This window comes from Lysinibacillus macroides, from assembly GCF_001281525.1.
GTDB classification, from domain to species: Bacteria; Bacillota; Bacilli; order Bacillales_A; family Planococcaceae; genus Lysinibacillus; species Lysinibacillus macroides.
On record NZ_LGCI01000010.1, the window covers coordinates 660,237 to 681,712 of the forward strand.

At 38.9% G+C, this 21,476-nt stretch carries 26 protein-coding genes and 1 other annotated feature; of the genes, 3 read left to right on the top strand and 23 right to left on the bottom strand.

Going from position 1 to position 21,476, the window contains the following annotated elements:
• Positions 1-8 precede the first annotated feature (8 nt).
• The 4 genes from ruvB to ADM90_RS18030 all read right to left on the bottom strand — a co-directional run bounded on the left by ruvB (position 9) and on the right by ADM90_RS18030 (position 3,710).
• Positions 9-1,013 (bottom strand): Holliday junction branch migration DNA helicase RuvB, encoded by a 1,005-nt coding sequence (gene ruvB, locus ADM90_RS18015; RefSeq protein ID WP_053996295.1) that lies wholly within the window; start codon positions 1,011-1,013, stop codon positions 9-11.
• Positions 1,014-1,031: 18 nt separating this feature from the next.
• Positions 1,032-1,652: a Holliday junction branch migration protein RuvA gene (gene ruvA / locus ADM90_RS18020; protein WP_053996296.1), complete on the bottom strand. Its 621-nt coding sequence runs from the start codon at positions 1,650-1,652 to the stop codon at positions 1,032-1,034.
• Between the two features lie 107 nt (positions 1,653-1,759).
• Positions 1,760-2,638 (bottom strand): phosphotransferase, encoded by an 879-nt coding sequence (locus ADM90_RS18025; protein WP_327037044.1) that lies wholly within the window; start codon positions 2,636-2,638, stop codon positions 1,760-1,762.
• Entirely contained in the window at positions 2,628-3,710 is a 1,083-nt protein-coding gene (locus ADM90_RS18030; protein WP_053996298.1) for a LysM peptidoglycan-binding domain-containing protein, read from the bottom strand. Before ADM90_RS18030 ends, ADM90_RS18025 begins: the two co-directional genes overlap by 11 nt.
• Positions 3,711-3,851: 141 nt before the next feature.
• Here ADM90_RS18030 and ADM90_RS18035 point away from each other — a divergent pair, with 141 nt between their 5' ends.
• Positions 3,852-4,391: a transcription repressor NadR gene (locus tag ADM90_RS18035; RefSeq protein WP_053996299.1), complete on the top strand. Its 540-nt coding sequence runs from the start codon at positions 3,852-3,854 to the stop codon at positions 4,389-4,391.
• A 98-nt stretch (positions 4,392-4,489) separates the two neighbouring features.
• Here the strand turns inward: ADM90_RS18035 and ADM90_RS18040 are convergent, their stop codons facing one another.
• The 5 genes from ADM90_RS18040 to ADM90_RS18060 all read right to left on the bottom strand — a co-directional run bounded on the left by ADM90_RS18040 (position 4,490) and on the right by ADM90_RS18060 (position 8,269).
• Positions 4,490-4,882 carry a thiol-disulfide oxidoreductase DCC family protein gene (locus ADM90_RS18040; protein ID WP_053996300.1) on the bottom strand — a complete coding sequence of 131 codons (393 nt, stop codon included), beginning with the start codon at positions 4,880-4,882 and terminating at the stop codon, positions 4,490-4,492.
• Between the two features lie 21 nt (positions 4,883-4,903).
• Positions 4,904-5,782 carry a prephenate dehydratase gene (pheA, locus tag ADM90_RS18045; RefSeq protein WP_053996301.1) on the bottom strand — a complete coding sequence of 293 codons (879 nt, stop codon included), beginning with the start codon at positions 5,780-5,782 and terminating at the stop codon, positions 4,904-4,906.
• A gap of 184 nt (positions 5,783-5,966) precedes the next feature.
• Entirely contained in the window at positions 5,967-6,422 is a 456-nt protein-coding gene (locus tag ADM90_RS18050; protein ID WP_053996302.1) for an ACT domain-containing protein, read from the bottom strand.
• Positions 6,423-6,446: 24 nt separating this feature from the next.
• The gene (gene obgE, locus ADM90_RS18055; protein WP_053996303.1) at positions 6,447-7,736 is read right to left on the bottom strand and encodes a GTPase ObgE; all 1,290 of its coding nucleotides are present in this window, start codon (positions 7,734-7,736) and stop codon (positions 6,447-6,449) included.
• Positions 7,737-7,741: 5 nt separating this feature from the next.
• Positions 7,742-8,269 carry a Spo0B domain-containing protein gene (locus tag ADM90_RS18060; RefSeq protein WP_053996304.1) on the bottom strand — a complete coding sequence of 176 codons (528 nt, stop codon included), beginning with the start codon at positions 8,267-8,269 and terminating at the stop codon, positions 7,742-7,744.
• Between the two features lie 450 nt (positions 8,270-8,719).
• Here ADM90_RS18060 and ADM90_RS18065 point away from each other — a divergent pair, with 450 nt between their 5' ends.
• Entirely contained in the window at positions 8,720-10,021 is a 1,302-nt protein-coding gene (locus ADM90_RS18065) for an MATE family efflux transporter (protein ID WP_053996305.1), read from the top strand.
• A 239-nt stretch (positions 10,022-10,260) separates the two neighbouring features.
• Here ADM90_RS18065 and ADM90_RS18070 read toward each other — a convergent pair whose 3' ends face one another.
• From ADM90_RS18070 to ADM90_RS18135, 14 genes are all read right to left on the bottom strand, one after another.
• Positions 10,261-10,581 carry a DUF4303 domain-containing protein gene (locus ADM90_RS18070; protein ID WP_161804088.1) on the bottom strand — a complete coding sequence of 107 codons (321 nt, stop codon included), beginning with the start codon at positions 10,579-10,581 and terminating at the stop codon, positions 10,261-10,263.
• A 93-nt stretch (positions 10,582-10,674) separates the two neighbouring features.
• Positions 10,675-10,974, bottom strand: coding sequence for a 50S ribosomal protein L27 (gene rpmA / locus ADM90_RS18075; protein WP_053996307.1), 300 nt, complete (start codon positions 10,972-10,974; stop codon positions 10,675-10,677).
• 13 nt (positions 10,975-10,987) lie between these two features.
• On the bottom strand, positions 10,988-11,326 hold the full coding sequence (locus ADM90_RS18080; protein WP_053996308.1) for a ribosomal-processing cysteine protease Prp: 339 nt from the start codon (positions 11,324-11,326) through the stop codon (positions 10,988-10,990).
• 16 nt (positions 11,327-11,342) lie between these two features.
• Positions 11,343-11,651, bottom strand: a complete 309-nt coding sequence (gene rplU, locus ADM90_RS18085) for a 50S ribosomal protein L21 (protein WP_053996309.1) — start codon at positions 11,649-11,651, stop codon at positions 11,343-11,345.
• A gap of 14 nt (positions 11,652-11,665) precedes the next feature.
• Positions 11,666-11,743, bottom strand: a sequence feature (ribosomal protein L21 leader region).
• 45 nt (positions 11,744-11,788) lie between these two features.
• A complete protein-coding gene (locus ADM90_RS18090) occupies positions 11,789-12,400 on the bottom strand; it encodes a zinc metalloprotease (RefSeq protein WP_053996310.1) in 612 nt (203 codons plus the stop codon).
• On the bottom strand, positions 12,390-12,944 hold the full coding sequence (locus ADM90_RS18095) for a peptidoglycan DD-metalloendopeptidase family protein (protein ID WP_053996311.1): 555 nt from the start codon (positions 12,942-12,944) through the stop codon (positions 12,390-12,392). The genes ADM90_RS18090 and ADM90_RS18095 overlap by 11 nt, the downstream gene beginning before the upstream one ends.
• 123 nt (positions 12,945-13,067) lie before the next feature.
• Positions 13,068-13,865 carry a septum site-determining protein MinD gene (gene minD / locus ADM90_RS18100; RefSeq protein ID WP_053996312.1) on the bottom strand — a complete coding sequence of 266 codons (798 nt, stop codon included), beginning with the start codon at positions 13,863-13,865 and terminating at the stop codon, positions 13,068-13,070.
• 1 nt (position 13,866) lies between these two features.
• Positions 13,867-14,535: a septum site-determining protein MinC gene (gene minC, locus ADM90_RS18105; protein WP_053996313.1), complete on the bottom strand. Its 669-nt coding sequence runs from the start codon at positions 14,533-14,535 to the stop codon at positions 13,867-13,869.
• A 27-nt stretch (positions 14,536-14,562) separates the two neighbouring features.
• Positions 14,563-15,087: a rod shape-determining protein MreD gene (mreD, locus tag ADM90_RS18110; protein WP_053996314.1), complete on the bottom strand. Its 525-nt coding sequence runs from the start codon at positions 15,085-15,087 to the stop codon at positions 14,563-14,565.
• The gene (gene mreC / locus ADM90_RS18115) at positions 15,087-16,004 is read right to left on the bottom strand and encodes a rod shape-determining protein MreC (protein WP_053996315.1); all 918 of its coding nucleotides are present in this window, start codon (positions 16,002-16,004) and stop codon (positions 15,087-15,089) included. Before mreC ends, mreD begins: the two co-directional genes overlap by 1 nt.
• 13 nt (positions 16,005-16,017) lie before the next feature.
• On the bottom strand, positions 16,018-17,037 hold the full coding sequence (locus ADM90_RS18120) for a rod shape-determining protein (protein ID WP_053996316.1): 1,020 nt from the start codon (positions 17,035-17,037) through the stop codon (positions 16,018-16,020).
• Between the two features lie 488 nt (positions 17,038-17,525).
• Complete coding sequence (gene radC, locus ADM90_RS18125) at positions 17,526-18,197, bottom strand: RadC family protein (RefSeq protein WP_053996726.1); 672 nt, start codon at positions 18,195-18,197, stop codon at positions 17,526-17,528.
• A 33-nt stretch (positions 18,198-18,230) separates the two neighbouring features.
• On the bottom strand, positions 18,231-18,824 hold the full coding sequence (locus ADM90_RS18130) for a Maf family protein (RefSeq protein WP_053996317.1): 594 nt from the start codon (positions 18,822-18,824) through the stop codon (positions 18,231-18,233).
• Positions 18,825-18,911: 87 nt separating this feature from the next.
• Positions 18,912-19,556 (bottom strand): hypothetical protein, encoded by a 645-nt coding sequence (locus tag ADM90_RS18135; protein ID WP_053996318.1) that lies wholly within the window; start codon positions 19,554-19,556, stop codon positions 18,912-18,914.
• 427 nt (positions 19,557-19,983) lie between these two features.
• On the opposite strand from ADM90_RS18135, the gene ADM90_RS18140 reads away from it, so the two are divergent.
• A complete protein-coding gene (locus tag ADM90_RS18140; RefSeq protein ID WP_053996319.1) occupies positions 19,984-20,841 on the top strand; it encodes a hypothetical protein in 858 nt (285 codons plus the stop codon).
• Positions 20,842-21,476 lie beyond the last annotated feature (635 nt).

Here is a 21,476-nt window from a genome sequence, read left to right on the forward strand (position 1 = left end):
TTCCTTTTTTATGTTTGTTGGGGATATTCGTATCCAAAATGTTCGTAGGCTAACTGTGTTGCAACTCTTCCTCTTGGCGTACGCTGGATAAGGCCTATTTGCATCAAATAAGGCTCGTATACATCCTCTATCGTCACCCGTTCCTCACCAATTGATGCGGCAAGCGTATCTAAGCCCACAGGACCTCCTCGAAAGCGCTCAATCATATTGGTTACAAGTTTATGGTCAATATGATCAAGTCCTCGAGGATCGACTTGTAATAGCTCTAAGGCCTGCTTCGCAAGACCCTCCGTTATCATACCATCTCCAAGCACTTGTGCATAATCTCGCACTCGCTTTAATAAACGATTGGCAATGCGTGGTGTGCCACGTGAGCGTCTAGCCATTTCCATTGCTGCGACTGATTCAATTTCCACATCAAATAAGTGCGCACTGCGTACAACAATTTCACCCAGTGAACGATCATCATAATATTCGAGGCGTAGCAATACACCGAAACGATCTCGTAAAGGAGCTGATAAGGCACCAGCTCTGGTTGTAGCCCCTACAAGGGTAAAGGGAGGTAAATCAAGGCGAACAGAACGTGCTTCCGGCCCTTTGCCCACGACAATATCGAGGCAAAAGTCCTCCATTGCTGGGTAAAGCACCTCTTCAATTGCGCGCGGCAGCCGATGAATTTCATCAATAAATAGCACATCGCCAGGCTCCAGTGAGCTTAAAATAGCTGCTAAATCCCCAGGACGCTCAATAGCAGGGCCACTCGTCATCCGCACATTGACATTCATCTCATTTGCGATAACAGCCGCTAATGTTGTTTTACCAAGCCCTGGAGGTCCATATAACAACACATGGTCTAAACTTTCCTGACGAAGCTTTGCGGCTTCAATAAATATTTGTAAATTTTCCTTTACTTTATGCTGCCCAATATATTGTGATAGCCTTTGCGGGCGTAATGATAATTCAAACTGCTCATCATAGCTTCCTGCCTCACTAGCCATTATCCGTTCAGACATGCCTTTCCTCTCCTTTCCTTACTTTAATTTTAAGAGTAGCTGTAATGCTTGCTTCATATAAGCATCTGTTGTCTCAAGCTTATCATTATCCTCAAGCTGCGAACGAATTTTTTCAAGCTCTTTTTCAGAATACCCAAGTGCCATTAATGCCAGTATTGCTTCTTCTAGCTCATGCTTATTCGGATGAACCCCAAACAATGGCAGCTCCTCTTCTGTACTTGGCAACTCAAGTGTTTCTAATAAAGCGCCTAGCTTGCCTTTTAAGTCGAGGATCATTTGGCGCGCTGTTTTTTTCCCGACGCCTGGGAATTTCACTAAAAACGTTTCATCCTCACGTTCAATCGCACTAATCACCTGCTGCGGATTGCCCGTAGCTAAAATAGCTAGCGCCCCCTTCGGCCCTATACCTGATACTAAAATAAGCTTACGGAAGAGCTCACGCTGATCTAAATTTGGAAAACCATATAATACTTGTGCATCCTCACGTACATGCAAATGGACATAAATTTGTTGTTCAAGTGCCGATAGTCGAAAAGCAAATGGATTGGGTGTATTAAGCTGCCAACCAATGCCCTGTTGTTCAAGTACAATATATTCAGGTGTAACACGAGTAATTTGTCCTTTTAAATAATCATACATCTACAATCCCTCACAATCATCGTCTTCGATTATAGCATATAGCGAACGAATGCTCGACAAAAAGTAAAAAGTGCTGTGCACAGACAAAAATGACCGCCAAATGACGGTCATTTTTTCACGAATCTATCAATATCGTACCACAGTTTTGGCCAATAGGTGAGGGCTCGTTTTGTAAATGGCACTAAATAATCTAAAAATACTAGCTGCTGCTCCAGTGGTAAGTCCACCGCAAACAACCACTCACGCAAAAGCTCATTTGGATATTTCAAGCGATGAAGCTTTCTTTTATCTAAGCGCTTCAGCTCAGGCAACTCTGCAAATATCTTGCCAAGGTCATAGTCAACAGCTGGCAATACACGATGTAGCCATAAAATATACTCATCATCCGCTTCTCCAAGATGTGCTAAATCAAAATCAATTAAGCGTAATTGTCCATCAGAGCACCATAGAAAATTATGATGAACAACATCTCCATGTAAAAGCGTAATGTCTTTTTCAGGTGTATCCTCCATCGATATTAGCTGTAGCGACTGATCACTATAATGTAAAATTTGATCGATTTCTTCTCCTGTTAAAAAAGCACGAAAGTCATTTCTCCTACTTTTAAAACGCATATAACGCATTTGCCATTTTAAAAGCTGCGAGTAGGTATGCAAGCCAGGCACACGTTGCCAGGCAATTTTTTTATGTGTATCATGTAAAGCTATTAAGAGCTTTAAAGATTCCTTACGATCTTTTGCATAAGCAAAGTTTGCACCATGACTTCCCTCTTGCCATGCTTGCACAATTAATTGCTCATCATCGCTTTGCACGATTGGTAAAATAAGAGAAGGCTCCATACATCCTAGCTGGCGATGAATAGACCTGACCTTCTCCGCAATTTCTACTTGCTTTGCCCGTTTAACAAAATAAGTCTTTGATTGATATTTATATTTCCAAATATTCGGCTTTACCTCTTCAACAATATACGCTTTTTTACCATCGATAAGGCGTCATCCCGCCTGGGAAATAATGCGGTGGCATCCAAGGGCCACCTGACGGGCATGGAGGCGGCGGACAGTGACTAGGATCCATATACCAAGTAGGCATCATTGCTGGTTGTGAACCACAGCCACAAGATTGACCCATATTCATATCAGGCATCATCATTGGTGGTGACTGTGGACCGCAGCCACAAGATTGACCCATATTCATATCAGGCATCATCATTGGTGGTGACTGTGGACCGCAGCTACAGGATTGACCCATGTTCATATCAAATTGTGGTTGCATTTGTGGCTCATGTTTCGGGAAAAATGGTGTAGATTCTAAGAAATCATCCATCCCCCCTATCTTATGCTTTGGCATATCACAGGGCATTGGCTGTTGTTGCATCATATAAGGCTCAACATGTGGTTGCATCGGCATCGGCCACCACATTTGATGATATACAGGCTGATGGCAGCTCGGACAATGTGGAACAGCTGGCATTTGTGGCATCATCTGCACAGGCGGTGGCGGCGGTGCTGGCTGTGGCTTTGGTGGTGGCGGTGGTGTAGGCTGTGGTTTAGGTACAGGTGGTGGCGGTGTTGGCTTCGGTGCTGGCTGTATTTGCACAGGAGGCGGCATGACATTTTGCTCCATTTGCGGCATCACTACCTGTTGATGCCAATTCATTTCAACAGGCTGCGGTACCCACATCGGCTGTTGAGGCATCGGCATTGGCATTGGTATGGGTATCGGTATCATATGTGGCTCTGGCATCGGCATCGGTGCTGGTGGCGGTGGTACAATTGGTGGCGGTGGTGGCATCGGTTTCTGCACCTCTTTTTTAGGAGCTTCCTTCGTAATAGGTGTCTCCTTCGGCACATGTGTTTCCTTTCTTGGCATTTCTTTATGGGCATCTCGATGCGGCTGCTCTTTATTTATTTTTTCAGGCAAAATAATTTCCATACCTGGGACAATATAATCTGGGTTGGCAAGATGGACATTGAGCCGCTTCAAATCTTCAAACGAAATGCCGTACTCTTTCGCAATCTTCCACAGTGTGTCTCCCTTTTGAACAATATGAATACGCAATTTTTTCCTCCCTTCCTCTCTACGTATCATATGTTCAATGTTGCATTTGGATACAAAAATTTCAGCAAGTTCGAAATGCTTCATGGTACACTATTGCTTAAGGAATACAGTTTCCTATATTACGAGCAGAGGTGACCTCTTGTGAAAAAAATGTTAGGCGAAGAACGCCGACTGCAACTACTAGCGCAATTAAAAAAAAGTAAAACACCGATTACAGGAACTGATTTGGCTAAATTCGCAAATGTTTCGAGACAAGTTATCGTCAATGATATGACTTTATTAAAAGCTAGAAATGAGCCCATTATTGCTACAAGTCAAGGCTATCTTTATATGCAGCAGGAACAGCTTCAGCATACAGTTGAGCGTACACTTGCATGTTCACATACTTCCGAACAAGCAGAGGATGAATTACTAACGATTGTTGATTGTGGAGGAACGGTTAAAAATGTTATTGTTGAACATCCCATCTATGGCGAACTAACAGCTTCCATTATGGTCTCTAATCGGCATGAGGTAAAACAATTTATCGAGCGCATTAATGCAACACAGGCGAATTACTTGTCCGCTCTCACAGGTGGCATTCATCTGCATGTAATTGCTGCCCCTTCTGTGGAAGTGTTAACATTAATTGAGCAAACTTTACAAAAAAAAGGGTATTTAATAACAGAAAACACAGTATGAGTATATCGTCATACTGTGTTTTTGCTAATCTTATGTTCTTAAGCGTGAGTATTTTATCTTTCTCCGCAGATCGTACTTTCTCATACGCGGATGGATATTTAGGAGAGAAATCGTTGTCGCTGTGCAGGTGTAGGCAGCAGACATGCTTGCTTTCTTCCAAATAAACGATAACGGTGTTTAGCGAATAGTTTATATAATGCATTACGCATTCGGCTCGGTATAGGAGTAAAAAGATAATAGAACGGCCATACTTTATCTAATTTTTTACATATTTTTAAGGCTGCTGTAGATTCCATATACACTTTGCCATGCTCAATGAGTACAACGCTATCTATATTTTTGGATATATTGAACTGTGTAAGAAGTGCTTGGCCGACATCACTTTGTAACGCTGCAAACTGAAAATAGCCAGCTTGATCATGCTTCATAATAAATTGAACAGTGCTATCACAAAAATTACAAACGCCATCAAATAAAATAATCCCGCCCATTCTAAACCCTCCTTATCGTTATTATACCTTATCTGAAGTGACATACGTAAAATATGTACCGAGCGACTTGACCTTACAGCCTAGTGCCGCTAACTCCTCCATGGCACCGCGCATCATTGGCTCTTTTTCATCTGCTAATACATCAACCATAAAGAAATAGTCACCTAGCCCTGTTTTCAACGGACGTGATTCAATTTTACTTAAATTCAGCTGACGCCATGCAAAAACTGATAATACCTGATGTAAAGCTCCTGAGCGATCCGTCGGCAAGGTAATCATACATGTTGTTTTCGCTTGTCCATCCGATAATTCTTGGGGCAATCGCTTATTTTGCTTGGATAGTACAAAGAAACGTGTATGGTTAAAATGAAAATCATGGATATTAGACTCTACGATTTCAAGACCATATTTTTCGGCTGCTGCTGCATTGCCCACTGCCGCTATACACTCTTGTGGATTTTCTGATACAAATTTTGCTGCGGCTGCTGTTGAGGTCGTTTGGTGTAAGGGCACATGGCTAAAACGGTAAAATAAATATTTATGACATTGTGCCAAGGCATGTGGATGCGAATAAACGCCTTTTATGGACTGCCAATGATCCTTTTGTGCTTTATTGACCATTAAATGCTGCTGGATTTTTAGCAGGAGCTCGCCTGTTACATACAGTGTCGCCTCGTGGAATAAATAATCTAGTGTAAGCGGTACAGAGCCTTCTAAAGCATTTTCTAACGGCACAACTGCCAAATCTACCTTGCCCTCTGCTACCGCCTCAATACATTCTGGAATTGTTGCACATGGTACAAGCCATTCATTTGGAAAAGTAGCCTTTGTTGCTAAGTATGTAAATGATGCCTCTGGTCCTAAATAGGCGATTCGATTTTCCCATTGTTGCTTTGTCATTGCAAATACCTCCTTTATGGCACAATAAGGAGCAGTCCCTTATGAGTGATCACTACGGGACAGCTCCTTATGTGAGCTTTAGTATCGTATTGTTGCTCCAATGCACCCTAGGCATTTGGATTAATAAACACGATCATTGTCATTTTTGTCAAACATTACAGAACTGAACACTATGCTTTAATTATTATAATGCACCAGAGCTAATGACTTCCGCTGATTCGACAAAATCTAAGCGCTTTAACTGTTGAATCAAGTCATCCAGCTCACATGTCATGCTTGTAACATCCAGTGACAATGTCACATTGGCACGTCCTTGAATAGGGATTGTTTGGTGGATGGTTAATACATTACAATGTGTCATAGTCACCGTTTCTAAAAGCTTGGCAAGTGTTCCTTTTCTGTCTTGAAGCTGTAAAAAGACTGTTAAAATGCGTTCCTGGACAATTGAATGAAACGGAAATACAGCATCACGATATTTGTAAAACGCACTTCGCGATAAATCCACCTGCTTTACCGCATCCCAAATGGAGGATACTGAACCACTTGATAATAAGTGCTTCGCCTCCAATGTTTTTTGCATTGCATCCGTTAAAACATCTTCACGAACTAAATAATATCGCTGATTCGCAACATTCTTCATACGCTTCCCCCTAAAACTACTGTCTTAATCGACAAATTCAAATTCAAACTCTTGTAAACGTACAGTATCGCCATCCTGAGCGCCACGTTCACGCAGAGCCTCGTCCACGCCCATTGCACGCAATTGACGAGCAAAGCGGCGAACACCATCCTCACGGCTAAAGTCTGTCATTTTAAATAGACGTTCAATAGCATAACCACTAATAATAAATGCCCCATCATCATCACGCGTGATTTCGAATGCTTCACCTTTTGCCTCATGCTTGTACATTACGGTTGCGTCTGATTGCTCCTCTATATCATCATATAGTGGGAATTCAGGCGTTACCTCAAGTAAATCTGCAATCGCAAACAATAGCTCTTTTAACCCTTGGCGTGAAATAGCAGAGATCGGGAAAATTTGAACATCCTCTCCAACCTTTTGGCGGAATGTTACTAAATTTTCCTCTGCATCTGGCATATCCATTTTATTGGCTACAATGATTTGTGGACGCTCTGTTAAACGAAGATTATATTGTTTAAGCTCTGCATTGATCGTTAAATAGTCTTCATATGGATCGCGGCCTTCCATTCCTGACATATCAATAACATGGACAATAACACGTGTACGTTCAATATGTCGTAAAAATTGATGACCTAATCCAACCCCTTCATGTGCTCCCTCAATAAGCCCAGGTAAATCTGCCATCGCAAAGCTTCGATGATCATCCGTTTCAATCATGCCTAAGTTCGGTACAATTGTCGTAAAATGATAAGCACCAATTTTTGGCTTAGCAGCAGAAACAACAGATAAAAGCGTTGATTTACCAACACTTGGGAAACCAACTAACCCTACATCTGCTAAAACTTTTAACTCTAATATAACATTTAATTCTTGTCCTGGCTCACCTTTTTCAGAAAGTTCTGGCGCTGGATTGGCAGGTGTTGCAAATCTTGAATTTCCCCGTCCACCGCGTCCTGCTTTTGCAATGACAGCTCTTTGCCCATGCTCGACTAAGTCAGCAATAACGGCTTCTGTTTCTTCATTAATCACAACTGTTCCAGGTGGCACTTTTATAATTAAATCATCCGCATTTTTACCATGCATCCCTTTACTCATACCATGCTCACCACGTGGTGCCTTGAAATGACGCTTGTAGCGGAAGTCCATTAATGTACGTAAACCCTCATCTACCTCAAATACGACATTCCCACCGTGTCCACCATCGCCACCAGCTGGACCACCATTTGGTACATATTTTTCACGGCGAAAGGCTACCATACCATCTCCGCCGTCGCCACCTTTTACATAAATCTTTACGTGATCGACAAACATTTATTTCACTCCCTATTTGCACTCAAGACATATTGCCAGCGTCTATTTGTCTGTTCAACTGTTTGAATATCGAATTGTGTCAAACCTTTTTCGGTGAAGGCATCAGCACTCCATAACCCATTTAGCGTGAATGTCACGGCAAATGTATGATCGTCAACACGTACATCAAGCGTTAAGACCTGCTCTGTAAATGGATCTAATGTATCATAAATATGCATAACTGTTTTGTTTAAATAATCTACTACAGCCTGATCAATATCATTGGTTACTGGCTTATTGATCTCCCCATTTAGCTGCCAGGCTAATGAAGGATAACGCCATCCTGCTGTTTGTAACCATTCAATTGTTTGTGGCATTTGTAGTCGATTCAGGATAGAGAGCATGCGTAATTGCTCCGAATAGCGCTGGATAAGCTTCTTTGATTCATCAATTTTACCTAAATCTAAATTCATGCGAATCAGTTGTAGTTGATTCACATAGTCATGATTTGCAAAACGTAATACTTCACTAATGGTTAGTGATTGATTGTCCATCCCATTCACTCCAATAAAGTTATCCTTACTAGTATAACAAGTTTTATTGTATTTTTCCCCTTAATTCTTCTTTGATTTTTACGAATGTTTTCTCAAAAAGTTTCACAAAATTTTCTAAATCTTTCCCATTCATATATCGACAGCTCTTTTCCCCTTATGATAGTATGTTACCAAATTTGATATTCATTTATAGAAGGTAAAGAGAGACTCTACCACAATATAAAGTCACTGATTCACTCAGGAAGTTATCAAAGAAGAATCGTATATGACCTATTTATTGCTCAGGATTTACAAACTATTCCTTATCTATATGATCGATTATTTTTATATAAAGAGCAAAACGTAAAGCAAATAACGTGCAAAGACTTAGTATATGCTCAAAAACTTTTACAACCTATTATACCTTTTTCTGTATAAACATTTATAATAATAAAGGACATTTTGACAATCATGATTACTTGGAAAACCTATATTTTAATCGCCATTCCGTTAATATTATCAACCATTACAACACCTATATTGGGTGTTGTTGATACGATGGTTATTGGCCATTTATTAAATCCTGCTTTTATTGGCGGTGTAGCCATTAGTGTAACAATTTTTAATACATTGTATTGGTTATTTGGCTTTTTACGCGTTAGTACAACGGGAATGGTAGCCCAAGCATTTGGCCGAGACAATTCACATGATCAAAAGCTAGCCTTTTGGCGACCATTGTTACTCGCCGTTGTGATGGGCTTTATTTTTATTATTTTACAGCAAGTAATATTGATGGTAGCAACCATAATCATGAAGGCAGACGCCACGGTTTGGCTATATGCTAAGCAATATTTTTCAATTCGTATATGGGTAGCGCCATTTGCCTTAGCGATGTATGTAATTATTGGTTGGCTGATCGGTGCAAAGCAGGTAAGGGCAACACTATTGCTTCAATTATATATGAATATTTTAAATATTATTCTCTGTATTGTATTTGTTATCATATGCCATATGGAAATACGTGGCGTAGCTTTGGCTACAGTTGTCGCGGAAATAACAGCGCCATTGATCGGGCTTTACCTTTTAAAGTCACAGCAGCTTCTTACAGGCTGGCAAAAGCTGCGAGCAGAGGTATTTGATAGACAGGTTGTGCAAACGATGTTGCGTCTCAATAGTGACTTTTTTATTCGTACAGCTTGTTTACTCACAGCCTTCACTCTTTTTACATCCATCGGCTCCTCAATGAGTGTGGATATTTTAGCAGCAAATACAATTCTATTTCAGCTTCATTTTGTTTTTGCTTACTTTTTTGATGGGCTTGCCAATGCATCCAGTATCTATATTGGCAATGCAGTGGGCAGTAATAATAAAAAGCTCTACGAACAAACGATTCGTATTTCATTCTGGTGGTCATTTGGACTTGCCATTGTTCTATCCGCCCTATTTTATTTCTTAGGGCCTGTTATTTTAGCAAGCTTTACAAATATTGAGGCCATCTACCAGCTAACATTGCAATATCAAATGTGGCTTGTGCTATTCCCACTTGTAGGCTTCTGGGCATTAATGCTAAGTGGGATTTTCTCAGGCGCAACGATGATTGCCCCTATTCGTAATTCGCATATTTGGTCATTGATAAGCTATCTGTTAGCACTGGTAATTTGTCTGCCTCTGTGGGGTAATGATGGACTATGGTTTGCATTTATCCTATTTACATTCGGAAGAAGTCTCTTTTTAGCCATCTATCAGCCTCGGCTAAAAAAACTTTTTATCTAACACAAAGCCTTCAGTATGTTATAGCTATAACATACTGAAGGCTGCTTTATTTTATATACATCCCTTAATATGTTCCGCATATTCTTGTGCTTTTACGGCTCCGTTTAATTGCTCAAATACAGCGATTCGCTCTTCTTGCTCTAAATATTCCCTTACATTGAAGGCTAATAAAATATCTGTATATGCCTGATAAAAAGGTGATGTAACAAGCTGACAAAGCACTTTTTTACAGGTAGCGATTAGGGCTCAAAGCGCTCTGGATCATCGGTAGTATCATGGAGCTTTTTCATATACTGATACATCTCTGCTGACAGCTTGTCAAACGTTTCAAAAATGCACCATTCTTCTTCACAATATTTATAGTACCAATAATCTTCTGCATTCCTATCAGCTTGCTCTGCCAAATAAGCCTTTGTATTTGCCACTAAGCCAATTGACCACAGATCGCTGCTACAATCCAATGATACAATGTACAAATCTGCATACATAGCTCTATATGTTTTCAATGCTTGTTCCATCGCAAGTACAATAGCAGCTTCCAGTTTTTCATAATCAAACAAAGCCTGTGCCTCCTGCATATGCGCTCACCTTTCTACCTAATTATCATACCTCTATAAACAAAAAAGGACTGCCTCAATAGCAGCCCTTTCATATTAAGCTTCTTGTGTTTCTGGGTATACAGATACTTGTTTGCGATCGCGACCTAAACGTTCAAATTTAACAACGCCATCAACTTTAGCAAATAGTGTATCGTCACCGCCACGACCTACGTTTGTACCTGGGTAAATTTTTGTACCGCGTTGACGGTAAAGAATTGAACCACCAGTTACAAATTGGCCATCAGCACGTTTAGCACCAAGTCGTTTAGACTCAGAGTCACGTCCGTTTTTAGTAGAACCTACCCCTTTTTTCGATGCGAAAAATTGAAGGTCTAATGCTAATAATAATTTCATCGTGTTCCACCTCCTACAGCATTTTATACTTTAGTTCGATAAATTCTCCATAACTTGCGACCATCGTATAATACTGTGTCACCATTGTTTGAAGAATAACTTGTAATTTTGCGTCTATTTCAGGGTCTATATCTTTTGAAACGATACAGGATAAAAAGCCACCTTGCTCGTCCTGCTCAATTATTGGCTGTAATTGTAAAATATGACCAATTGCATTTACCGTACCAAAAGCGATAGCAGATGCACCTGCACATACTAAATCACGACCATATTCATCTGAGTAAGCATGACCTGAAATTTCAAAGCCGTATGACTTTCTGTTTTCATCACTATGAATTGTAACAGTAATCATATTGTTCACCTCACAATTAAGCGTTGATCGCTTCAACAACTAATTTTGTGTAAGGTTGACGGTGACCTTGTTTGCGACGGTAGTTCTTTTTAGCTTTCAATTTGAAAACAACGATTTTTTTCGCACGGCCTTCTTTCACAACTTTCGCTGTTACAGTAGCGCCTTCTACGAATGGAGCGCCAACTTTTACGTTTTCGCCACCTACGAATAATACTTTATCAAAAGTAACAACTTCGTCAGCTTCTTTACCTAGTTTTTCAACATAGATTTCTTGACCAGCTTCTACTTTGACTTGTTTACCACCAGTTTCAATAATTGCGTACATTTTACTGCACCTCCTCATAGACTCAGACTCGCCTGTTTATAAAGGTGATCCCTAAAGATACTTAAACCTTTCCAGTGCGGTTGTAGTAGCACAGGTGCTACAAACAATAACATTAAAATATTACCATACAAAAACTTTCAAGTCAATCGCTTCGTCACATATTTTTCAAAGGCTAAACGATATTTTCGATAATGCCATTCCTTCAATGCTTGAAGCCAAATAAATAACATAATAATTGCTAAAAAAATGGCCTGTGGGAGAAAACATAAAGTAACTAAGAATAATAGGGTTGCCACTATAAAAGACAACCAGTAATAGTTTTCTACCACAAGGGTACTTGGATAATTTAAAAATAACCACGCTAAAAATATTCTCCCACCATCTAACGGGATAATGGGCATTATATTGATAGCTAATAAGACAAGCTGCACACCCATCAGCTTAGCAGCAAGCAACTCAGGCATAAAAAAAGCGAGGCCAATCCCAATAATTGTCGCGATTGGTCCTCCTAATGCAATCCATAGGAGTGACGAAGCTTGCACAACCGCTGGATTTTCAAATTGAATTTCTCCCCCATAGGGTGTAATCACACATGATTTCACCTTGACCTTGCAAAGCAACGCTGCTATTAGATGACCGGCTTCATGCCACAAGAGCGATAATAAGATAATAGCATAATAAGCGAATTGCCCACTAAAAATCATCACAAGTACAAGAGGAATACAGAGAAGATGTAATTTAATTTTCATTTGTCTCCGTCATCTCAAGCCATTGTACCATCTGCTCTAAATCATAATGCGTATCTCCCTTTTTAATCGCTAAATAAAGTTGCCCCGCTTCTTTCATGCCGATTAAATCATTGGTCTGAATGGGTGTATAGGGTAGCTGTGCTAAACTATCCAGCATACCATACGAGACCGTTGTACCATCCTCATAGTTAATTGTCATTGTTTTACCTGTATATTTCGTATGGCCTGTAAAAACAACTAAACCGTTCTGCCCAGCATATACTGGTAAGCCTACATCATACTGCAATAAAAACCCTTCTTTAAAAGCTTTTGCATTCGCAAAGGTTAAAAGCTCTGTTTGCCCTACATCACTTGAGACCATAATCGTCTCTTTTTCTTGATTGAGCCAGCTTTGCCCAAGCTCACTTAAATACGTTAAATCTGCTGAAGTGGTCACTAGCTTGCGCACAGGCGTATCTACAACTCCTTGATCTTCTAAACGAATTACAAGCATTACTGCCGCCACTAGCAGTATTGTGATAAACCATTTCCATTTTTTAAACAAGCCCTCATCCTTTTTTCCACACTATATGAGATTGCATGTCCAAACATGCAAAAAAACCTTCTCGCACATATGCACGAAAAGGTTTTACTTCATCCTGTAGGAACAACCTATCTATCACTGACTTTATTTTGAAAACAGCGCTTTCAGTTTTGAAAACACTCCTCTTTGCTCGTCTTGAATAGCCATTAATGGCACAGACTCACCAAGAATACGACGTGCAATATTGCGATAGCCTAATGATGCTTTATTGGAAGGGTCCATCACTACAGGCTCACCTTTATTGGAGGATACAATGACATCTTCGTTATCGATAATAATGCCTAATAGATCGATCGCCAAATGTGTTGTAATTTCATTGACATCCAATGTATCGCCGTTTTTCATCATATGCTGACGTATACGATTAATAATTAATTTAGGTGCTGTAATGTCTTCCTGCTCAAGCAAGCCAATAATACGGTCAGCATCACGGACAGCAGATATTTCAGGTGTTGTCACAACAATGGCATGATCTGCACCAGCAACAGCATTGCGATAGCCTTGCTCAATGCCAGCAGGACAATCAATTAAGACATAATCATAGTCCCTTTTTAATTCCTCTATTAAGCTCTTCATTTGCTCAGGGGTAACAGCGTTTTTATCTGTTGTTTGAGCAGCAGGTAATAAAAATAGTTTCTCATCTACACGCTTATCTTTAATCAACGCTTGATGAATTTTACAACGCCCCTCTACAACATCAACGAGGTCATAAATAATACGGTTTTCTAAGCCTAAAATTACATCTAAATTACGTAGGCCAATATCTGTATCAACTAAACATACTTTTTTACCCTGTAGAGCCAATGCAGTCCCAAGGTTAGCCGCTGTCGTTGTTTTTCCGACACCGCCTTTACCTGAAGTTATGACGATCGCTTCTCCCACACTAGCTTCCTCCCTTAGACACATTTAACAATGGTCGAATATTTTTTAAGGCATGAATTTGATCGTACGTAATGCGTCCATCATAGCCAATAAAGGCACAAGTCATTTCTGCTTGATTAATTGCTTTTACATGCTCGTCTGACATTGCCTGAACCTGATCGGCAATCATAATATGTGTAGCCTCAAAACGTGATGCAGCAATAATTGCCTCTTTATTGCCTAGCACACCTGCATGTGCAATGCCTTTTAGCCTACCAAGAACATAGACATTACCTCCAGCCTCTACACGACCATTGGGATTGACATTACCAATAATAATAATATCTCCTGACGAGCGCAGAATTTGTCCTGATCTGACCACACCTACATATGTATCTTGTTGGCTTTCAATCATTTTCTGGTTGCTTTCATGGACAGTCAGTACTTCACTTTGCACCTTAGATACAATAAGCTGCTCGGTTTCTTGCACAATATTAATCAGCTCATTCATTTGTTTTTCCGTACAGTAGCGATAGCCTAAATATAATTGTACATCTACTTTGCCTTCGATACCGCCCTCTAACACCTTTTTCTTTAATTCTTCCACCAAATCGCCATATGCACATTGGTCATCTAGTCGTAATACAAAGCCGTCTTTCGTCCCCTTCATATGAACTAGCTGTTTTTTCATGAATGCCTCACCTCACGTTGTTCTTTGTTAAGAAACCTCACGTGCTCTCTGTAAGACACGCGCATTAATTAGATACTTGAAGGCCCAGCCAAGAATCATTAAAAATAAGGCATTCGCAATGATTGTTGGTAATAGTCGTGAACGTAAGAAATCTGCTAACGGAATTGCTGTAAAATCAATTAGGTAGAAGAATTGGTAGAGTATAAATTCTAAAATCGCTACTAAAATAACTGAAATTGTCGTTGTTACAACTAAGTGTTGATGGATCACTTTCACGATAGATCCTGCTAAAAAACAAATAAGTGGATAAAGTACTGAATATAATCCAATAATATCAATGTAAAACACATCATACAAGACACCAAAAAAAAGACCATACATTACCGCTCGTTGACGGCTATAATAGATGGAGATAAAAATTAAATATAAGATTAAAAAACGTGGCACTAGATAGTAGATATCCCCTTTGATTTCAATCGGGGAAAGCATCGCAAATTCTGGTTCAAGTAAAAATAGTAGAACCGCCACAGAGGGGATGAGAAATCGAACCATCACTCCGCCTCCTCTTCACTTTCCTTTTTTTGCGGATTCGATAAATCTTCGTTTGTTGCACTGCCATCTGAGCCATCAATAACCGTTGATGTACGTTTGGCAATCACAACATGCTCTAAAATTGAAAAATCAGCAGCTGGTTTAACATAAGCCATTTTTGTTAAACCGAAATCATCTGTACTTACTTCCGTAATTTCTCCAATCGGTACACCTTTTGGGAAGATACCACCAAGACCTGAGGAAACTACCTGCTCGCCTTCCTTAACCGTCAAGCTAGAATCGATTCGCTTCATAATGAGTTCATTACGTTCTTCATCAAAGCCCTCGACTAAACCGTATGCTTCTTTTTCTCCTAACACCATCGCAGAAACACGATAGTTTGGATTATTTGTATATAAAAGCTCTACTTCAGATGTGAAAGGTGTCACCAGGATAACTTTGCCAACTAAACCTTTCGCCGTCATAACTGCCATATTTTTTTGGACACCATGAGAAGAACCCTTATCTAAAATAATTTTCTCTTCCCATTGGTCAGGATTTCTAGCAATCACTGTTGCATGAATAGGATCAAATGCCTTTAAGCTTTCTGTTTTATTCAGAAGCTCTCGAAGCTTTGTATTCTCTGATTTTAAATCCGTAGCCTCAGCTTGTACAACCGCAAAATCTTCTAAGCGTGCTTTTAAACGTTTATTTTCTTCGTACGTGTTTAAGAGGGAGTCAATATTATTAAAGACACCATTGATATAATTCGCCGGCTTCGCAACAAGTGATTGTGCGACGCCGACAGTATCTTTAATAATTTGCTCTGGTAAAGTTGCATTCGTCCGATCACGTAATGAGAAGCTAATCAATGCCACAAGAAAAACCATGCCTACGAGCAGCAAAATTACTTTCTTATTGAAAAAAAAGTGTGGCATTGCCTAAACCTCCTTACCCTTTCACTTGTTGTTGACGAATTAAGTCGATATTATCTAATGCCTTACCTGTACCAATTGCTACACAGTCTAAAGGGTCTTCTGCGATAAATACGGGCATATTTGTTTCTTGGCTAATAACTTTATCCAAGTTTGTTAATAGTGCACCACCACCAGTTAACACAATACCGCGTTCCATGACATCTGCAGATAATTCAGGAGGTGTTTGTTCTAATGTTTTACGAACACCGTCGATAATAGAAGCAACGGCTTCACGTAAAGATTCGGAAATTTCCTTTGAAGAAATCTCGATTGTTTTTGGTAAACCTGTTAGCAAGTCACGACCTCGAATCTCCATTGTTTCCTCTGGTCCTTCAGCTAATGCTGTACCAATTTCCATTTTAACAGCCTCTGCTGTACGCTCACCAATCGTTAAATTATACGTTTTACGAATATATGAAATGATGGACTGATCCATTGCATCCCCACCAACACGTACGGATTCACTTGTAACAATACCACCTAATGAAATAACTGCAACCTCTGTTGTCCCTCCACCAATATCAACAACCATAGACCCTGTTGGATCCCATACTGGAAGATTGGACCCGATTGCTGCTGCAAATGGCTCCTCGATTGTAAATGCCTCTTTTGCACCGGCTTGTCGTGCAGCATCGATGACTGCACGTTGTTCAACAGAAGTAATACCAAAAGGCACACAAATCATGACATTCGGTTTTTTCCAGTTACTTCCTGAATTTTTAGAAGCTTCTTTTAAATAATACTCAATCATAGCTGTTGTAATATCAAAATCAGCGATTACGCCATCCTTCATTGGACGAATGGCTACGATTGACCCTGGTGTACGACCAATCATATTTTTTGCATCATTCCCAACTGCAACAATATCCCCTGTTTTTGTATTTTTTGCTACTACTGAGGGTTCGCGTAACACGATGCCCTTTCCTTTAATAAACACTAATGTATTCGCTGTGCCGAGGTCAATCCCGACATCTTTGCTTCCAAATCCAAACAATTTTGTACTCCCTTTCTATTTAAGCCATACTTTCATTAACATTCATGACTTTAGCGATCGTGTTAGAAAATTGAATTGTGCCTAACACAATTGACTCCTCTCAATCTTCATAGCATTCGCCAAAGTATTTATCTTCATCAGTCGGTGTCCCATATCATAAAAAACTACATACGCATTTACCTCACCACAATTGTGATGGGCATCTTTCCTGAATAAAGATAAAATTCATACCCTTCATTATAACGGAAAAGCGTAAAAATTTGTAGTATCACATGCATGATCTTGGAGAAAAGATACTATTTTAATTCCCTCTTAAACTAAACATAGTACGTATAGATTAGCATATAATTTTTCTTCTTATAAGACAATGTATATAAGGCTACCAATTTTTGTGAAGATAATAGAGTTTTCCTGAATACATTAACGCTTTATAAACAAAAAGGTTCGCCAATATTACAGAAAAAAGCTCTGCACATCGTATGCAGAGCTTAAAAATACCCTTTTTCCTTTAAGCTTACAAATTGATGATCACCGATGATAAGATGATCGATCACTTCAATGCCTATAATATAGCCTGCTTCGATTATTCGCTTTGTGACCTCAATATCCTCTGTACTTGGTGTTGGCACACCACTAGGATGATTGTGTGCACAAAGAATAGAAGCTGCAGACCTTTTGACAGCTTCTCGAAATATCTCCCTTGGATGTACGATCGAGGCATTAAGTGAGCCAATAAAAATAGTCTGCTTATGAATCACCTGATTTTTAATATTTAAAAAAAGGGCAACAAAATGCTCCTGATTCAACGAGCTCATATCAGGCATTAAATAAGTAGCGGCATCTTCTGGGGAACGTATGGTGAATTTTTCATCATTGTTTTTCTGAGCGAGTCGCCTTCCAAGCTCAATAGCCGCTAATAATTGAATCGCTTTTACCTCGCCAATCCCTTTAATAGCTATCATTTCTTCGATGGTGGCATGCTTTAAATGATGGAGTCGTTCAAAAACATTTAATACTCTATTAGCAAGCACCAGTACCGATTCTTCCTTCGTCCCTGTCCGTAATAAAATAGCAAGCAGCTCTTGATTTGATAAGCTTTCCGCTCCTTGTCGTAGCAGCCGCTCACGGGGGCGGTCTTCCATATTGACATCACGTATCATCAATGATGGAAAAACATTATTTTGCAAAAATGCTCACTCCTTCGCAAATTGGATAATTTCAAGTTCTACCAATTGGGAAAACAATGCTGCCAATGGTAAACCTACAACATTGTTATAGTCTCCTTCAATTCGTTTTACTAACAGTGTGCCTATTGTTTGGATGCCATAACCGCCTGCTTTATCAAATGGATCTCCTGAATCTACATAGGCTTCAATAAGTTTTTGTGATAGTTGATGAAAGACAACGATCGTCTCCTCCACAAAAACAGTTTCCTTGCCATCAGGTTGAATAATCGCAACTGCTGTCATAACGACATGCTTGTTGCCTGATAAGCGTAATAAGTGCGCAATCGCTTCCTCTCGGGACTTCGGTTTATGTAGCAGCTCATGGTTGTCAACCACGATTGTATCAGCACCAATAACTGTGGCAGTGGCTGCTTTTTTAGCAACATCTCGTGTTTTTAACAGAGCTACCTCTTTTACATACGTCTGCATAGTTGTCGCTTGTATGCTTGTTTCTTCCACATCACTTGTTATTACTGTAAAGGGCAGTGCTAGCATGTCCAACAATTCTTTACGTCTTGGTGATGCAGAAGCAAGCACAAGCTTATGATTAGTTTGTAACATTATCTGACCATTCCTCCTTGTTTCTATCATACTGAAGAATGTGTTATTTGAAAATTTTCAAAAGATCGAGATAATGTTGATTTCTACTTAAAATATCACTTGAAGACAAGTATTTTTCGATTGATAGTGGGCAAAAACATGTAAGCGAATAATGTTAATATCATTGGAAATTGTAGAGGCTGCCTTGCCAACCGTTTGCCAATCCTCTGGCAATGTTGTATCCTTAGCATTTTCCCCAAAATTTAATTTTTTAGCATTTTTATCAGCGAGGACAGCAGGTATTTCTACAAGCGTTGGTTCCTTACAGCTTTCACCACTGACACTAAATGTTTTTTTAAAGGTTGCAGGATCCTGTAAAAATTCAAGCTGACTCTCTTCTGTAACAAGGCTTGTCCATACATAATATTTACCATCAGCTTGAATAATAGCGCTCTCTTTTAAAGAAGGATATTCAGCAATAAATGCACTAGCACTTTCATAATTTGAAAAGACGCCTGCTTGACTGGCAAAAAACATTGGTGCATTTGCTGGATTGGTTGTTCCACTACTTGTTGGGATCGTATCTGCCTGTGATTGATTATTTGCCACTTCACCACCATTTTTTGGTAAAGGTAGCTGTGTACTTGCTTGTAACATACCTAAAAAAATAGCTACACCTAATAGACCGACAAATCCGCCAATAATCATTGCTCGAAATATTTGTTTTTTCACCACACGACTGACCATTTTCATTCATCTATCACCTCATCCTTCCACATAGCTATACCATTATGGCCTTCATATGGTATCAGTATATGTAAAATAAGAAGTGTACATGCTTGTTATTGAAAACGATACTACCCTGCTACTGGATAGCTTTTCAATATAGGGACAAATTTTACTAGTTGAGAAACAGACTCATTTCTGTAACTTATGGCAATAATTCTACCCTTACTTAATTATTTTTACATCATTCGTTTTTTTAGGGAATACTATACGCAAATAAATGAAAACTAACATCCAAAAAAATGCAACCTATCAAAATGAATAGAAAATCAACCATAGGTTTTGGTGAAGGACCATAATTTTAGTTAAATAAAAAAATCACCCAAAAAATTTAAATATTTGTAAAATCGTTAAATTGGATATAAAACGGGGAAAATAGGAAATATAGTTTTTTATGAGTCATAAAATTTTCACTATTTTTTTAACCAGCTTTTTATTAGTATCAGTATTATTGCAACCTATACAATCTCAGGCCGAAGAGATACCAGCTTCTGAAACTATAAGTGATGGGTATATTGAAACTTTTATAGATGAGTCTGGACATACAACTAAATTAGAATATCTTATCAATGAAAAGGAATTTAGAGTTAATACTCATATAAATGGAAAACTTATTGATTATTCCAGCAGGGAGATGGAGAAAAACGGGGAATATTCTGATGAGATTATTTACAATCAATTATTCGATGTTAAAAAATCTGAATCTGAAGAAATTGTATATATTGAAAGCGATGTTGAAGAAACATATAACGTTAATGATTTTATTACCGTAGAATCAGGGGAAATTTCACTTTATAATACTACTCTCCCTAGACCTTATGCATTTATTGCATCAAAGTGTAATTGGACATTAAATCAATGTGGTACTTTATATGGAAAAAGTAAAGTAGATCAAATTAAAAAGTTTATGTTTGACTTTAAAAAAGATGCTGCTATTTCTGTAGTTGCCGCTGCAATTACTATGGTATGGGGGGCGCCTATTGTTGCAGTAGGTGTATTATTGGCTTCTTTAGGTGTGGGGGTTGTCAATGCACTACTAACAACTTCTTTAAATGGGTATTATGATTCTACACGTACACAATATTCTTATTATGTTGTGGTTAAACAAAAGGAAACTTTTAAACACAACCAAGAGAAGTATGTTGTCTATTACTATAACACAACAAATGGTAAACAGAGTACAAGAACTTCACAAAGTGCAAGTTGGATATCAGAGGATGCGGTATTAGATATAGGTATAGTTTCATATTAAAAGAATAAAACAAAAAAGTAGCTCTCAAATCGAGTCGCTACTTTTTCTCTATATATCCAAATGGTACTTTATATTAATCTTTTACTGCTTAAGAAAGGGTTAGATATTCTCTTTATCGAATTTCTTTAACCAACATAGCTATAGGATTGGGAGGATTATGTGTATTGCTAAAATTAAATGTAAAACAGCAATTATTGGCTACTTTTATTGTTCTTATAATATCTATCATTATCGCTATCACAACACCTTGGAATCAATATAAACTACTATTTATGGCTCCCGTTATAGTTTTTTCTGCATTTATTAGTATCTTCATCTCAAAAAAATTTTTTAAACAAGATGATAGGTATTAATCTATAAGAATAAAATATTTAGTACTCATACTATCAACCGTACTCTTAACAGAAGTATTACTAATAGGGTACTCATTATAAACATCTTCAAGCCATAATAGCAACACTTCAGATTATGCACAGCCAAAAGAAGCGGCATAGCCAAAGACATATACAGATTTAGATGCATTGGATCAATAGGCATCGAACTAGGCTTTAAAACCATTATTGACAATATTCAACCCCAAATTTTCGCAAAAAAAACACAGCCTCTACTCACAATAGACGCTGTGTTTTTGCTTG

What these genes read in the sequence shown, in the direction of transcription:
- ADM90_RS18130 (WP_053996317.1), bottom strand. Translation starts at nt 18,824, where the DNA reads ATGTTACAAACTAATCATAAGCTTGTGCTTGCTTCTGCATCACCAAGA.
- ruvB (WP_053996295.1), bottom strand. Translation starts at nt 1,013, where the DNA reads ATGTCTGAACGGATAATGGCTAGTGAGGCAGGAAGCTATGATGAGCAG.
- ADM90_RS18065 (WP_053996305.1), top strand. Translation starts at nt 8,720, where the DNA reads ATGATTACTTGGAAAACCTATATTTTAATCGCCATTCCGTTAATATTA.
- mreC (WP_053996315.1), bottom strand. Translation starts at nt 16,004, where the DNA reads ATGCCACACTTTTTTTTCAATAAGAAAGTAATTTTGCTGCTCGTAGGC.
- ADM90_RS18060 (WP_053996304.1), bottom strand. Translation starts at nt 8,269, where the DNA reads ATGGACAATCAATCACTAACCATTAGTGAAGTATTACGTTTTGCAAAT.
- ADM90_RS18080 (WP_053996308.1), bottom strand. Translation starts at nt 11,326, where the DNA reads ATGATTACTGTTACAATTCATAGTGATGAAAACAGAAAGTCATACGGC.
- mreD (WP_053996314.1), bottom strand. Translation starts at nt 15,087, where the DNA reads ATGGTTCGATTTCTCATCCCCTCTGTGGCGGTTCTACTATTTTTACTT.
- radC (WP_053996726.1), bottom strand. Translation starts at nt 18,197, where the DNA reads ATGATACGTGATGTCAATATGGAAGACCGCCCCCGTGAGCGGCTGCTA.
- rpmA (WP_053996307.1), bottom strand. Translation starts at nt 10,974, where the DNA reads ATGAAATTATTATTAGCATTAGACCTTCAATTTTTCGCATCGAAAAAA.
- ADM90_RS18090 (WP_053996310.1), bottom strand. Translation starts at nt 12,400, where the DNA reads ATGAAAATTAAATTACATCTTCTCTGTATTCCTCTTGTACTTGTGATG.
- ADM90_RS18050 (WP_053996302.1), bottom strand. Translation starts at nt 6,422, where the DNA reads ATGAAGAATGTTGCGAATCAGCGATATTATTTAGTTCGTGAAGATGTT.
- ADM90_RS18135 (WP_053996318.1), bottom strand. Translation starts at nt 19,556, where the DNA reads ATGAAAATGGTCAGTCGTGTGGTGAAAAAACAAATATTTCGAGCAATG.
- ruvA (WP_053996296.1), bottom strand. Translation starts at nt 1,652, where the DNA reads ATGTATGATTATTTAAAAGGACAAATTACTCGTGTTACACCTGAATAT.
- pheA (WP_053996301.1), bottom strand. Translation starts at nt 5,782, where the DNA reads ATGACAAAGCAACAATGGGAAAATCGAATCGCCTATTTAGGACCAGAG.
- ADM90_RS18140 (WP_053996319.1), top strand. Translation starts at nt 19,984, where the DNA reads ATGAGTCATAAAATTTTCACTATTTTTTTAACCAGCTTTTTATTAGTA.
- minC (WP_053996313.1), bottom strand. Translation starts at nt 14,535, where the DNA reads ATGAAAAAACAGCTAGTTCATATGAAGGGGACGAAAGACGGCTTTGTA.
- rplU (WP_053996309.1), bottom strand. Translation starts at nt 11,651, where the DNA reads ATGTACGCAATTATTGAAACTGGTGGTAAACAAGTCAAAGTAGAAGCT.
- ADM90_RS18040 (WP_053996300.1), bottom strand. Translation starts at nt 4,882, where the DNA reads ATGGGCGGGATTATTTTATTTGATGGCGTTTGTAATTTTTGTGATAGC.
- obgE (WP_053996303.1), bottom strand. Translation starts at nt 7,736, where the DNA reads ATGTTTGTCGATCACGTAAAGATTTATGTAAAAGGTGGCGACGGCGGA.